Below are 14,425 nucleotides of genomic sequence, written 5' to 3' on the forward strand. Positions count from 1 at the left end.
CTTCTCATTCACCCAGCCCTGCAGGCCATGCTTGCAGGGCTTTTTCTTGCCGCATCCCCATCAACCGGCCATTCAAGGCCGATCCAGTTCATAGGCCAAAACACGGCTCTTTCCATCGACCGACACATTCACCTTCAACCCGTATTCATCGAATTTCGCATTGCCGAATTCCGCATGGAAACGGGGAACATCCCCCTTGGCATCCACCGGGCAAATGACCGTCACATAACGAACGGCTTCCTCGCCATCCTTCCTTGCATCGAACGAAATCCTCATCCGCTTTCTGCGGTTCCGGGATTTTTCGGAATACCATCCATCCTCCTGCCTCACGCTCATTCCTGCCGGGCCGAAACATTGCAGCATCATCCTGCTGCCGTCTTCAAACTGCGTGGAAAACGCCATCTCCCGGCTTGAGTGCACGATCTCCCCTTCAGGCATCTGGTAATGGAGATTCACCGTACCCACGGCCTTGCCATCCAGTTCATCCACAATCACGAAATAGCGGCCATCCACAAAGAAAACGGAGCGGCGATGCTTCAAATCCCTGTAACTCCGGTTCTCCGTCACAAGCACCTGCTCCTCCCCATCCGGCTGCCACAGCCGGGTCACGGATTCCGTATTTTCCAGATTCCTGTCGTCCAGCGTCGCGGTATTGTGCACGCACGTCTGGCGATGCCAGTCCCGCTGTTCCTGAATCTCCCCCTCGCCGCCGTACATATAGGAACCCGAATCCGGGAACAGCCTCCTGCCCTTGAACCACAGCTCGAACGTACCGTTATCCGGCTGATTGTGCCAGAAAGCCTTCGGCCCGGCCTTCACCACCATCTGCGTGGCATCCATCCCCCAGGAATTGCGGAAAACGAAAAAACCGGAATCGGGGAAACCCTTCGACAAGTAACCCGGAAGCGCACCTTCCCTGCCTTCAGTGGCAAAATACCTGATGGCCTCATTTTTCGGAAAAAGATCGCTCCAAACCCGATAATTGCGCAGCATCACCCTTCTGCCATGCAGCTTGGCATCGCTGAAACAGGGATTGGAGTAATCGGGAAAAGAGATATTGGCGTGGAACATGATCATCTTTTCAATCACATCCGAATAACCGAGAGGAAACTCGTCGCGGAACCCGTTCTTCTCGGCAAGCTCCAAGGCCTTCCGAAAAAGATTGATGGATGCGAGATGATAACCCGGATCAAGCTCCATCTGGCCGCCGTCTTCGTAAACCTGTGCCGTAATCTCTCGGTTCAGGATATTGATGCCGCTTTTCCTCCATGCCGCAGCATCCCTGAATTCGTGGAAAAAGGAACCTGCCGCGATCATACGCTGGGATTCGAACAGCAGGTGGTTGCCCCGTTGCGAATAATGCCCCATGATATGTGCGGCATGCCGGTGGTAATTCACCAGAAATTCCGTCAGAAACTCAGGCGTGAAAGAAGGCGAATCCAGAAACAGCCGGAACTGCATGATCTGATCCTGCAGGCGGTGGCTCACCTCCAGAGACCGCCAGGCAAAACGCATATTTTCCACTTCATCAATCTCACCTTGGCTGCCCTGCCGCCTCTTCTTCCTTTCTTCATCCGACAACAGCGGATTCTTCCTGATCCAGTCCCTGTACTGATGCACCCACGCCTCGGCATACATCTCTTCCCCCGACATGCGGTAGGCCTTCCCCAGCGGCGTAAACCACTTGTGGCGATGCAACTGCCAGCGCAGCTCATTATCCCTGACCGGCCAATACGTCCAATCGATCTCTTCTCCGTAAAACAGCGAATCCTGACGCACGCCGCGCACATAAAAAATGTGCTTCACCGCATCGTTCGCCCAATGTTCCTCCTCTTCCGAAAGGGACACCTTCCCCGGAATCCTGACACCTGCACGATTCCGGTAGTAAGCGAGCAAGGCTTTTGCAGCCTCATGATCCTTTCCTTGTTCGTGGAGGGCCTTCACATCTTCCAGCCCCGGACGGTCGAGATCAAGCAAGGCGAACGCCTCGCGCCGGATCACACGGACATCCTCCCCTGCTGCCAGACCCAACCATACGGCAAGCAAACATGCAAAAAAAATCATCGTTTTCATCATTCCATCCGGTTCATTGCATTCGGCACACCTGTTCACCGTGGCATACCGTTTACCATCATACCGCGCAGCCCCATGATGTCGATCCCAAAATACCGCGCCGGATGCAGGCGGAAGAAACAACAAAACCCGGCGCACAGCCGGGTTTCAAAAAGTTGGTAGTCCTACCAGGATTCGAACCTAGAATAACGGAATCAAAATCCGGTGTGTTACCATTACACTATAGGACTACGAATGACTTGCCCGTTACCGGGGTCAAGTGCGCGCGCATTTAATCACACTTGCTGCAAATTGGCAAGATAAAAATTGCATTTCTCAAAATTCCCTTGAGGGAAAGCGCGTTTCCCTGTACACTCGCCGCAGACATTTTCCCCCTTCTCATGGATTACAGCCCCCTGATCGAAAAACGCCGCGCAAGACTCTCCGAACTGGAGGCCCTGATTGCGGCCCCCGATTTCTTCAACGACCAGAAACGGGCATCGGAACTGATGCGCGAACACCGCCGCGTACAGGAGCTGATGCAGGATTGGGACCAGCTGCTCAAATGCCGCCGCGAACTGGAAGACAATCAGGAACTCTCCAAAAGCGACGACGAGGAAATGGCCGAAATGGCCCGCATGGAAATCGAACCTCTCGAACAGGAAATCTCCCGGCTGGAAGAAAAAGTGCAATACAGCCTCCTGCCCCGCGATACGACGGAAGACCGCGACGCCATCGTCGAAATCCGCGCCGGAACGGGCGGCGACGAAGCCTCCCTGTTCGCCGGGGATCTCCTCGGCATGTACCAGCACTATTCCGAAGCGAAAGGCTGGAAATTCGAACTGATGGAAGCCAGCCCGTCGGATGTCGGCGGGTTCAAGGAAGCCGTCTGCCGCATATCCGGCGAAGAAGTATTCCGCTTCATGAAGTACGAGAGCGGCGTGCATCGCGTGCAGCGCGTCCCCGCCACGGAGACGCAGGGCCGCATCCACACCTCCACGGCCACGGTCGCCGTCCTCCCCGAAGCCGAAGAAGTGGACATCGAAATCCGCCCCGACGACCTTCGCATCGAAACCTGCCGTTCGGGCGGCGCAGGCGGCCAGCACGTCAACCGCACGGAATCCGCCGTCCAGATCTTCCACCTTCCTACCGGCCTGATGGTACGCTGCGAAGAAGAACGCAGCCAGATGAAAAACCGCGAAAAAGGCATGCGCATTCTTCGCGCCAAACTCTTCGAAGCCAAACAGCGCGAAGAGCATGAAAAGTACTCCTCCCAGCGGCGCAGCCTGATCGGCTCCGGAGGCCGCGAAGAAAAAATCCGCACCTACAACTTCCCGCAAAGCCGGATGACTGATCACCGAGTCGGGTACACATCCTACAATCTGGACGGCATCCTTGCCGGACAAATCAACGAAGTGATCGCCGTACTCCAGCATGCGGAGATGCAGGAACGCCTTGCCGAAGAGGGCCTCGCATGATGAAAACGGTTCTCGAAGTGCTGAATGCCGGCACGGCCTACCTCTCCGGCAAAGACTGTGAAGACGCGCGCCACTCCATGCAGAGGCTCATGGCCCATGTACTGCAATGCGACAAGACCTGGCTGTACCTGCACCATGAAGACGCCGTCCCGGAAGACAAGCTCGTTCCCCTTCGAGAACTCATGAAAAGGCGCGGCTCCGGCGAACCGCTGCAGCACCTGCTCGGCACGACGGAGTTCTACCGCCGCGACTTCATCACCGATGCGCGCGCCCTCGTCCCACGCCCCGAAACGGAAGAACTGGTCGAACTGCTGCTGAAACGCATCTCCCCCCGCCCCGGCATGCGCATTCTGGACATGGGCACCGGCTCCGGCATCATCGGCATCACGCTGGCCCTCGAACTCGCCGCCGCCACCCCCGACGTCACGCTCGCGGACATCTCCCCGCAGGCTCTCAGCCTCGCGCTGGAAAACGCCACAGCTCTCGGCGCGAAGGTACGCACCTTCCGCAGCGATCTCTTCTCCGCCTGGCAGCAGGAAGCGGATGCGGAACACGCCCCCGTTCCGCCGCCGGAACGCTTCGACCTCATGGTGGCGAACCTCCCCTACATCCCCGATGCCGAAGAACTGTCCGCAGAAGTGCTGCACGACCCCCACTCGGCCCTGTTCGGCGGTGCGGAAGGCACGGAAATCATCGAACGCTTCCTTCGGGAAGCCCCTGCCCGACTGGCTCCCGGCGGCATCGTCGCGCTCGAAATCGGCCACGATCAGGGAGATGCCGTCCTGTCCATGATGCAACGGCTCGGATACAGGCACGCGGAAGTGCTCGCCGACCTGAACGGCATCCGACGCTTCCCCATCGCGGGCGCACCCGCCATCCCGTCCCAAGAACCGTAACGCCCGCCATGTGGCTCATCTATCCGATCGTCAAGAAAATCGTCGCCCGCATCGGCTGGATCGTCTCCATCGTCGCCATTCATTGCGCCGTCTTCAGCCTGCTGGAAGCATTGCTCTTCATCATCGGCTCCACCTTCGGCAGCAGCCTGTGCCTGCGGGGCGGCTTCCTCTTCGACTTCGTCTCCCAGCGATTCTACATGTGGCTGCTGATTTTATGCGGCATTCTGGCTCCATGGTGCTGCCTCGTGCTGCTGGCGAAAGGCGGCAATGCCATCATCCGCATCTTTGCCTACATGGCGGCATTCTTTTCGCTCATTCAGCTGGCGGACACCCTCTACCTGCTCTTCACCGGGCAATACCACAGCATCATCGACGGGCAGTTGTTCTACAGCATCCTTTCCGGAACCATGCTGGCCGTCACCATCCTGGCCGCCCTGCCGTACTATGATGCAGCTCCCCGCCCGTTGAAAATCAGGCTTGTCGCCGTGGCCACCCTTCTGGTACTTGTACCGATCGCGACTCCTGTGCCCGATTATCCGTGGCTCGTCTTCGTCCAGTGCGCGCTGAAAATCGCGCTGTGCCTCCCGCTGTTCCGTGTCGCCCGCGTTCTGTCAAAAAACGCACCGCACATCGCCGGCCTGCCCGAATAAGCAGCTGGAGCCGTGAACCGCAGCGGGCACGCAGCAACCAGCATCATTCTTCCGGGAATACCCAGCCCAGAATCCTGCAATCCTTATCCAGCAGGCAATAATAATGTTTCACGCCTGTGCCCATGGAAAACGTTTGATCATAAATCGATCGCGTTCTCACAGGATAAATATACTCCACCAACTGCTCAGAATGACTGGAATCACACCACACAGCTTTTTTCATATCTACATCAGCATACTCCGATAAAATGATTTTACAAGCAAATGGTTGCAAAAGAGATTTAGCTTCTTCCAGTGTGATAGACTCTTTTTTATATTTATTGTGCTTATTGCCCATTTCGATTCTGAATTCCTGAAAATTCTTGAACCGAGCATCTATCATACCTTCTACATCCGAAGGAGTCAGATCATAAGGATCCAGCATAATTTTTACATAAAGAACACCCCAAATCCAAATAGGAGCAGTCAGCACCAACGGAACACCCAGAAAAAGCATCCAAAAAGCGACTTTCTTCAGAACTCTCCAGCCTTTTGAACCCTGTTTTTCGACTTCTACCTTGTTTTCTTCCTCTTTCATCATCGTTCTATTCTATCGGATCTTTGCAAGGCTCACAGTATCGGCGTCGGGATCGTGATGGGATCACCGGTCGTTACTTCAGCCCCGGGAGTGCCGGGCGCAAGCTTCGGGGTCAGGCTGACCATGATCTTCACCTGTTTCGAATGGGGGAAGATGCGGTAATCATAGATTTCGTATTTCCGGAGAAAACTTGATGTTTCGCCCGGCTTCAGCGTCACGGACGGAGCATCTTCCGCCTTGTCCTGTTCCACGAGTGCCCCCTTCCATGAGTCAGCGTTATCACCGGAGAAACGATACACGAAAGTACCCCAGCCTTGCGGCAAAGCAATGGGTTCTGTTCCCCGGTTGCTGACGGTCACCTTCAGATTCATCACAGCCATACGCCCCTCTTCCGCGTGATTCCCTTCATGCTCAAGCGAAATTTGCAAGGGAGCCTCCGGACGACGGAGAGGTACAGGATACAATTGGGCGGCGAATCCCTGCCCATCGACGACCCACACCTGATTGTCGGACAAAAGAACATCGTGTCCCATGCCGTTTAGCCTGTTGGTCAGCATGTTTTCCCCGGTAGAAAGACTGACGACATTCAAATGATCGCACCACCGCATGCCGAAATGCGTAACGACGGTATCATCATTCAGCCATGACGACCGCTCCAGATCCACACTCAAATACTCGTTTTCCTCACTGGGACGAGCCGCGGACGGTCGGAATTCCCCCGTCACCGGATGGAGCCATGCCAACGCCTCCTTACCTTCGGCTCCGGCATACCGGATGGCCAGCCAGCCTTCAGCATTCGGAAGGGGCGTCGCATCGTGCAAGGAAAACGCTTCATCTCCCTTCCATGCCACGCGCCGTTCCTGCCCGGGCTTGCCGGGAAAAAAGAAGACACGCCCGAGAGAATTTGCCATGCCAAGCGTCTCGTCGATCCTGCGCCAATATGTTGTGTACGTATCGGAAGGAAGCATCAGGCAACGGGGAGGCGGTTCCTTGGTATAATCCTTCTCCGTCGTAAACCGGGGCAAAGCCTGCACCTGTCGCACGATGTCCGGAGGAGACGGCAGGATCACACGTTCGAAAGGTTTCAAAGAATCGTTCGTTTTGCGGTAAGCGTAATACCCCTTGGCGAATGCTTCCCGCCAATCGTCTCCCGTAACGCCAGCGGCCTGTCCGGCCTGATCATAGTAGATGGAATAGCCGACATACCCGGGCAAATCCGGAGACAGGGCATCCACACTATATAAATGCCCCTCCTTGACGATATACACAGGCATTTTTTCCCAGGGAGACGACTGTTCGGCATGCACGGAACATGCCAAAGCACAAATACTTGCAAAGAAAGATAAGGTAGCTTTCATACTGGTATAAGTATAGCTCCTTCCCGTAACACTCCGTAATCTCGGATTGTGTCATGCAACAAAATGCCGCACCCGGCCTTTCGACCGGGTACGGACAATAAAAGAGCCATCAGGGGCAAGCCTGCCTCGCCCATCAGTTGAACACGATCTTGCTGTCATGCACATCCACATGGATCGTGCTGCCATCCGGGAATTTCCCGGCGAGAAGCTGCATGCTGAGCGGGTCAAGCAGGTCGTGTTGGATGGCGCGCTTGAGCGGTCGCGCGCCATAGACGGGATCGAAACCGTGTTCGGCGATGAGTTCTGCAGCGGCATCGCTGAGTTCGAGCTTGAGGCCCTTGTCTTCGAGGCGCTTGCGCACGCGCTTGAGCTGGATATCGACGATCTTCTTCAACTCGTCGGCTCCGAGCTGGTCGAAGATGATGGTTTCGTCGATGCGGTTCAGGAACTCCGGCCGGAAATGGGCACGCAGAGCCTCCATGGCCTTCTCGGAACGTTTGACGGGATCCGGCTCGTTCAGAATGTACTGGCTGCCGATGTTGGAGGTCATGATCAGCACGGTGTTGCGGAAATCGACCGTGCGGCCCTGCCCGTCCGTGATGCGTCCGTCGTCCAGCACCTGCAGCAGGACGTTGAACACATCGGGATGCGCCTTTTCTATTTCGTCGAAGAGGACGACGCTGTACGGGCGGCGGCGAACGGCTTCCGTAAGCTGGCCGCCTTCATCGTAGCCGACGTATCCGGGAGGCGCTCCGATCATGCGGGCCACGGAGTGTTTCTCCATGTATTCCGACATGTCGATGCGCACCATGGCGGCTTCATCGTCGAAGAGGAATTCGGCGAGAGCCTTGCACAATTCCGTTTTGCCGACACCCGTGGGGCCGAGGAAGATGAAGGAACCGAGCGGCCTGTTTTCATCCTGCAGCCCGGCGCGAGCGCGGCGCACGGCATCCGACACGGCGCGGATGGCTTCCTTCTGGCCGATCAGGCGTTCACCGAGGCGTTCTTCCATGTGGATCAGCTTTTCACGTTCGCCTTCCTGCAGGCGCGCAGCGGGAATGCCCGTCCATGTGGAGACGACCTTGGCGATGTCGGACTCGGTGACTTCTTCCTTCAACAGGCCGTCGCCGGAAGACTGGAGGGCCGCCAGTTCCTTCTGGGCCTCTTTGGCTTCCTCTTCGGCCTTCGGAATCTCCCCGTACATGATCTCGGAAGCCCGGCGCAGGTCGCCGAGCCGCTGGGCGCGCTCGACCTCGGTGCGGAGCTGGTCGATGCGTTCCTGGGCGGAACCCACCTTGTCGATCACGGCCTTTTCGCTCTGCCACTGGGCAATCATGGAATCGGCCTTTTCCTTCGTGTCAGCCAATTCCTTGGTAATCTTTTCCAACCGTGCCTTACTGTCGTCATCCTTTTCCTTCGCGAGAGCCTGCCGCTCCATTTCGAGCTGCATGGCTGTGCGGTTCAAGGCATCGATGTCGGAAGGCATCGAGTCGAGTTCGATCTTCAGGCGGGCGGCGGCTTCGTCCACGAGGTCCACGGCCTTGTCCGGCAGGAAACGGTCGGAAATGTAGCGGTCGGAAAGCACGGCGGCGGCTACGATGGCCGAATCCGTAATGCGGACTCCGTGATGCACTTCGTAGCGTTCCTTCAGACCGCGGAGAATGGCGATGGTATCTTCCACGCTCGGCTCGCTGACGTAAACGGGCTGGAAGCGGCGTTCCAACGCGGCATCCTTCTCGATATACTTACGGTACTCGTCCAGCGTCGTTGCACCGATCGTCCGGAGCTCGCCGCGTGCTAGCGCAGGCTTCAGCAGGTTGGCCGCGTCCATGGCTCCTTCGCCTCCGGCACCAGCCCCCACGAGGGTATGCAGCTCGTCGATGAAGAGAATGATCTCCCCATTGGAATCGGTCACTTCCTTCAGAAAGGCCTTCAGGCGCTCTTCAAACTCGCCCCGGTACTTCGCTCCGGCCAGCATGGAGCCGATATTCAGCGAGATGAGCCGCTTGCCCTTCATGCTTTCCGGCACGTCGCCGTTCACGATGCGCCGTGCGAGGCCCTCCGCAATGGCGGTCTTGCCCACGCCGGGTTCACCGATCAGCACAGGGTTGTTCTTCGTGCGGCGGGAAAGGATCTGGAGCACGCGGCGGATCTCCGTATCACGGCCGATCACCGGGTCGATCTTGCCTTCACGGGCACGGGCTGTCAGGTCGGTACCGTATTTTTCCAGAGTCTGGTACTTGTCTTCCGGTTCCTGATCGGTCACGCGCTGGCTGCCGCGCACCTCCTTGAGGGCGGCCAGATACTTGTCGCGCGTCAACCCGGCGCGTTCGAGAATGCGGCGCAACGGATTGTCGGAAGCGAACACCCCCAGAATGAAGTGTTCGACGCTGAGATAATCGTCTTTCAGGGATTCGCGCTCGCGGTCGGCAGCATTCAGAATGCCATCCAGCTCCGTGCTCAAGCCCGGAGAAGCGACCTGTCCCGACTGACGGGGAGCGCGGTCGAGTTCACTCTTCACTTCCCGGATCAAATCGCGGGGTTCGACTCCGGCTTTGCGAAGCACCGGAACGAGAATTCCTCCCTCCTGCTCCAGCAAAGCGAGCATCAATTCCGCAGAAGATATCTGGGGACGCCCGGCAGCGGCAGCGGATTTCTGCGCTGTCTGCAAGGCTTCCATAAATTTCGTCGTTAGATTGTTCGTCATGCTTTTTATGACACCGATTACAGCCGTTACGTTGAATTCCGAATGATGGAAAAATGATTTTTCCTGCAATTTTACAGTGTAGTCCTTTCGCCGCACCGGAAGGCGAAAAAGGCATTGCCTGCGCCCTGCGGCAACGACGCCGGAAAACACCGAGGAAGGACTTCTCTATATCCTTGTCAAAACGAAAAAAACCTGCTACCATGCGCCCGGAAATCAGGCGATTCCACACTTTTCCTTTGACGGTCATGAAATTATACAAACGCAATATTGCAGTCTTGCTGGCCTGCACGGTTTTTGCCATCCTTGCCCCTTCGTGCCAGAATGCGGCCCGCCCCATCACTGCGGCCAAGCGGAATGAAAACGCAACCAGACCGTTTACACATACCAATTTCATCAACAGCCCGGATTACCGCTTCACCCGGGATATGTGGAGCAACGACGACCGCCTCGCCGCCGCCAACGGAAAAAATTCGCGCGTCGATATCCTGGTGGGCGTACAGCGCGGCCGCCTGTACGTCAACGATGAAATAGCTTTGGATTTCCCCGCCTGCACCGGCAAGGCCGGCCACGAAACCCCGCTCGGCTCCTTCCGCATTCAGGAAAAGGACCGCGACCACCACTCCAGCTCCTACGGCTACGTCGTGGACCATAAGGACGACACCGTCAACGCGGACGCCACCCCTTCCTCAAAAATCCCACCGGGCGGACGCTACATCCCCGCTTCCATGCCCTACTGGATGCGCATCAACGGCCCGGTCGGCTTGCATGAAGGCGCCGTGTACCGCGATTCGAATTCCCACGGCTGCGTTCGCATCCCCGTTGAAGCCTGCAAAATTCTCTTTAACAAGCTGACGGTCGGGTCGCGCGTCAACGTCCTTCCCTGACCTTGACGAAAGAACGGTTTTTTGCGGAAAAGCGGACACGTCTCCGTCCGACCGGAAGAACCTCTCTTCGAACGGAAAAAACAGTTGAAAAAGCGCAGGATTCTGGTAGTATGCGCTCGTGAACTTTTTCTCCCGTTTCATGATGGGGCTGGCAGTGTGCTGCCTGACGTCGTCGATCGTGATGACGGCGCAGGGCGTCGAAATGGCTCCCAAGACGAAAGACGGCAAATTCGCCGTCGTGCCCCTTTGCGACGGATTCGATTACCCGGTCGGCAAGCCGAACGGCGACGGCTACTATAAATCGCGCGGCCTGCGCCTCGCCTCCCCCCGGCATCTGGGAGAGGACTGGAACGGAGCCGGAGGACGGGATTCCGACCTCGGCGACCCCGTTTACACCATCGGCACCGGAGTCGTCACCTATGCGGACGATCCCCGCGGCGCATGGGGCAAGGTCGTCATCGTCCGCCATGCCTTCCGCGAACCGAAAAGCGGCAAGGTACTTTGCTGCCAGACGCTCTACGCCCACCTCGACGAAATCAGCGTCAAACTCGGACAGATCGTCCGGCGCGGCGACAAGGTCGGCACCATCGGCACGGCAGAAGGCCGCTATCCCGCCCATCTTCATGCCGAGCTGCACTTCAATATCGATGTCAACTGCGGCCAGCAGGGAATCCCCAAAACCAAGAGAAACTACGGGGAGCTCGAACCTTTCATCAAGCGCTTCCGCCGCTTGAACCCCGAAACCAAGCAAGTACGCGTACCCGTAGGCGGCTTCCTCCCCTACAAGGGAACCGAAGGCATGTAACCCACCCGGCAACACACCAACCGGCGACCGCCATGACCTTCCCGCGATGAAAACATGCCTGTTCGGAGGATCCTTCGATCCCGTACATGAAGGCCACATCGCCATCGCACGGAGGGCTTATGAAACCTGCGGACTCGACGAAATCGTCTTCCTTCCCTGCGCCCAGTCTCCGCTGAAGGAAACGAGCCCCTTCCTCTCCGACAGCCAGAGAATCGACTGCCTTGAAAAAGCGCTGAAAGACTGCCCCTGGGCGCGCATCGACACGCTCGACCTCCACATGCCACGGCCTTCCTGGAGCTGGCGGCTGATCGAACGCTGGCGCGAACTTCATCCCGGCCACGACCTCTACTGGCTCATGGGTACCGACCAGTGGGAAGAACTTGAGCAATGGGGCCGCTGGCAATACATCGCCTCCATGGTCACCTTCATCGTCCACCACCGGGGCACGGCTCCGCGGCCTCGCCCCGGCGTGGAAGCCCTCTTCATCGACGGCCACCACCCGGCCTCTTCCAGCGCCATCCGGCAAAGCCTTACCTCGTCCAGCCCCTTTCCTTCCGGCTGGCTCCACCCTTCCGTCGCCAGTGAGTTGAATATACATCGTCCACCGGACAATCAGAAAAACCTTCCACCTGAATGACAAATTTGTCGCACAAAAATGTAACATCTAAACCGGACGAATTTTCAAATATGACAAAATTGTCATCTCATCACTTTCACATTCATTTCCGATAAACTTTTCATCCACTACATTATCAACATTTTAACAAATAATTAAAAAAGTTGGCACGCCATTTGCTATAAAACAAGCGTCTCACACAACACATTCCCACCATGCACCACTCAGAATCGAAAAGACACGTCACGAACTCCATCACGCAGATGCTCGACGAGCAATACGCATGCGATGTTTTCAGCATCAAGATCATGCGTAGCTACCTCTCGAAAGGTGTGTACAAGAAGTTCATGGAAACCATGCGCAAGGGCCACAAGCTCGACCCCAGCATCGCCAATGAAATCGCCCAGGCCATGAAACAGTGGGCCGTGGATCATGGCGCCACGCACTATGCACACTGGTTCCAGCCGTTGAACGGTTCTACAGCGGAAAAGCATGACGCCTTCCTCGAACCCGATGCCGAAGGCAACCTCATCCTCGAATTCACGGGCAAGAACCTCGTCCAGGGCGAGCCGGATGCCTCCTCCTTCCCCTCCGGCGGCCTCCGCGCCACCTTCGAAGCCCGCGGCTACACCGCATGGGACCCCACCAGCCCGGCCTTCATCAAGCGCACGCCCAACAGCGCCACCCTCTGCATCCCGACCGCCTTCTGCTCCTACACCGGAGAAGCCCTCGACAAGAAAACACCGCTTCTGCGCTCCATGTGCGCCGTCTCCCGGCAGGCATCGCGCGTCCTCGCCTGCTTCGGCCGCCCGGAACTCGAAGTCGTCTCCAACCTCGGAGCGGAACAGGAATACTTCCTCGTAGACAAGGAACTGTACAAAAACCGCCCCGACCTCATCATGTGCGGCCGCACCCTGTTCGGCAATGTCCCGCCGAAACACCAGCAGATGGAAGACCACTACTTCGGCTGCATCAAGGACCGCGTCCTCGAATACATGACCGCAGTGGACCACGCCCTGTGGCGCCTCGGCATCCCGGCCAAAACGCGCCACAACGAAGTGGCTCCCGGCCAGTTCGAAATCGCACCGAACTACGAACAGCTCAACGTTGCCGTAGACCACAACATGCTCATCATGGAAGTCCTCCGCAAGGAAGCAGCCAAGCACGGCCTCGTCTGCCTGCTGCATGAAAAACCCTTCGCGGGCATCAACGGTTCCGGCAAACACAACAACTGGTCTCTCAGTGCGGACGGCCTCGGCAGCATCTTCAACCCGGGCAAGAACCCGCATGAAAACGCCATCTTCCTGACCTTCCTCGCCGCCGTCATCGAAGCCATCGACCTGCACGCCGACCTGCTCCGCGCCTCCATCTCCAAATACGGCAACGACCACCGCCTCGGAGCCAACGAAGCGCCGCCCGCCATCATCTCCATCTTCCTCGGAGAACAGCTCGAAGAAATCATCCAGCAGATCAAGCAGGGTGGAGCCACCTCCTCCAAGGCCAGCGGAACCATGAACGTAGGGGTCGATACCCTGCCCGACCTGCCGAAGGACACCTCCGACCGCAACCGCACCTCGCCCTTCGCCTTCACCGGCAACAAGTTCGAATTCCGCGCCGTCGGCTCCTCGCAGACCTGCGCCTGGCCGATGACCGTACTGAACACCATCGTGGCCGAATCCCTCGACCGCATCGCCAGCATCCTCGAACCCGTCGCCGGAAAGCCCGAGTTCCAGAAAACGCTTCAGAAACTCCTGCAGGACATCATCGTCAAGCACGACCGCGTCATCTTCAACGGAGACGGATACAACGACGCCTGGATCGAAGAAGCGGAACGCCGCGGCCTGCCGCACATTCGCACCACCACGGAAGCCCTCAAGGTACTCGACTCCGCCAAAACACTCGCCCTCTTCACCAAGTACGGCGTGATGAATGAAGCCGAAATCCACGCCCGCCGCGAAGTGCAGGAAGAAATCTACGTGAAGGAAATCGCCATCGAGGCCAAGACCGCCATCGACATGATCGAAACGCTCTACCTCCCGGCCGTCACCAAACAGATGAAACAGCTTGCCGAAACCATCACGGCCATCAAGGCCAGCGGCATCTCGGCAGGCCTCGAAGCAGCTGTCTCCACCGCCAACAAGGTAGGTGCGCTGTACGACCAGCTCCCCGGCCTCCTCGACAACCTCCGCGCCTCCCGCACCAAGACCAGCGAAGACATCAAAACGGCTCTCGAAGATGCCCGCAAGGTGATCGACGCCCTTGAAAAGGCAACGGCCGACAACCTGTGGCCCGTACCGAACTACGACCAGCTTCTCTTCATCTGATCAGGCAGGCATCGCCTGAGAAAAGCTCATTCAGCCGTCCGATGCCAACGCGTCGGACGGCTTTTTCATCGCCCAACA

The 14,425-nt window shown here is 57.5% G+C and carries 11 protein-coding genes and 1 tRNA gene; 7 read left to right on the forward strand and 5 right to left on the reverse strand.

Annotated features, from left to right (window positions below; genetic code table 11):
- Window positions 1-72: 72 nt before the first annotated feature.
- Both PYTT_RS00185 and PYTT_RS00190 read right to left on the reverse strand, forming a co-directional pair.
- Window positions 73-2,073 (reverse strand): heparinase II/III family protein, encoded by a 2,001-nt coding sequence (locus tag PYTT_RS00185; protein WP_067772788.1) that lies wholly within the window; start codon window positions 2,071-2,073, stop codon window positions 73-75.
- 156 nt (window positions 2,074-2,229) lie between these two features.
- Window positions 2,230-2,303, reverse strand: a tRNA-Gln gene (locus tag PYTT_RS00190).
- Window positions 2,304-2,453: 150 nt separating this feature from the next.
- Here PYTT_RS00190 and prfA point away from each other — a divergent pair.
- From prfA to PYTT_RS00205, 3 genes are read left to right on the forward strand one after another with little or no spacing between them, the layout of a single operon-like run.
- Window positions 2,454-3,530 carry a peptide chain release factor 1 gene (prfA, locus tag PYTT_RS00195; RefSeq protein ID WP_067772791.1) on the forward strand — a complete coding sequence of 359 codons (1,077 nt, stop codon included), beginning with the start codon at window positions 2,454-2,456 and terminating at the stop codon, window positions 3,528-3,530.
- A complete protein-coding gene (prmC, locus tag PYTT_RS00200; protein ID WP_083076331.1) occupies window positions 3,527-4,426 on the forward strand; it encodes a peptide chain release factor N(5)-glutamine methyltransferase in 900 nt (299 codons plus the stop codon). The genes prfA and prmC overlap by 4 nt, the downstream gene beginning before the upstream one ends.
- An 8-nt stretch (window positions 4,427-4,434) precedes the next feature.
- Window positions 4,435-5,076, forward strand: a complete 642-nt coding sequence (locus PYTT_RS00205) for a hypothetical protein (RefSeq protein WP_067772002.1) — start codon at window positions 4,435-4,437, stop codon at window positions 5,074-5,076.
- Window positions 5,077-5,119: 43 nt separating this feature from the next.
- On the opposite strand, the gene PYTT_RS00210 is transcribed toward PYTT_RS00205, so the two are convergent.
- The 3 genes from PYTT_RS00210 to clpB form a co-directional block, all read right to left on the reverse strand.
- A complete protein-coding gene (locus PYTT_RS00210) occupies window positions 5,120-5,656 on the reverse strand; it encodes a hypothetical protein (protein ID WP_067772004.1) in 537 nt (178 codons plus the stop codon).
- A 29-nt stretch (window positions 5,657-5,685) separates the two neighbouring features.
- Window positions 5,686-7,011: a hypothetical protein gene (locus PYTT_RS00215; protein ID WP_141675659.1), complete on the reverse strand. Its 1,326-nt coding sequence runs from the start codon at window positions 7,009-7,011 to the stop codon at window positions 5,686-5,688.
- A gap of 133 nt (window positions 7,012-7,144) precedes the next feature.
- Window positions 7,145-9,718 (reverse strand): ATP-dependent chaperone ClpB, encoded by a 2,574-nt coding sequence (clpB, locus tag PYTT_RS00220; RefSeq protein ID WP_067772007.1) that lies wholly within the window; start codon window positions 9,716-9,718, stop codon window positions 7,145-7,147.
- 245 nt (window positions 9,719-9,963) lie between these two features.
- Here clpB and PYTT_RS00225 point away from each other — a divergent pair, with 245 nt between their 5' ends.
- The 4 genes from PYTT_RS00225 (at window position 9,964) to PYTT_RS00240 (ending at window position 14,347) form a co-directional block, all read left to right on the forward strand.
- On the forward strand, window positions 9,964-10,602 hold the full coding sequence (locus PYTT_RS00225; RefSeq protein WP_067772010.1) for a L,D-transpeptidase: 639 nt from the start codon (window positions 9,964-9,966) through the stop codon (window positions 10,600-10,602).
- Window positions 10,603-10,720: 118 nt separating this feature from the next.
- Window positions 10,721-11,407, forward strand: a complete 687-nt coding sequence (locus PYTT_RS00230; RefSeq protein WP_083076335.1) for a M23 family metallopeptidase — start codon at window positions 10,721-10,723, stop codon at window positions 11,405-11,407.
- 46 nt (window positions 11,408-11,453) lie between these two features.
- Complete coding sequence (gene nadD / locus PYTT_RS00235) at window positions 11,454-12,044, forward strand: nicotinate (nicotinamide) nucleotide adenylyltransferase (RefSeq protein WP_067772013.1); 591 nt, start codon at window positions 11,454-11,456, stop codon at window positions 12,042-12,044.
- Window positions 12,045-12,238: 194 nt separating this feature from the next.
- Complete coding sequence (locus tag PYTT_RS00240) at window positions 12,239-14,347, forward strand: glutamine synthetase III family protein (protein WP_067772015.1); 2,109 nt, start codon at window positions 12,239-12,241, stop codon at window positions 14,345-14,347.
- Window positions 14,348-14,425: the final 78 nt, after the last annotated feature.

Source organism: Neoakkermansia glycaniphila, assembly GCF_900097105.1.
GTDB classification, from domain to species: domain Bacteria; phylum Verrucomicrobiota; class Verrucomicrobiia; order Verrucomicrobiales; family Akkermansiaceae; genus Akkermansia; species Akkermansia glycaniphila.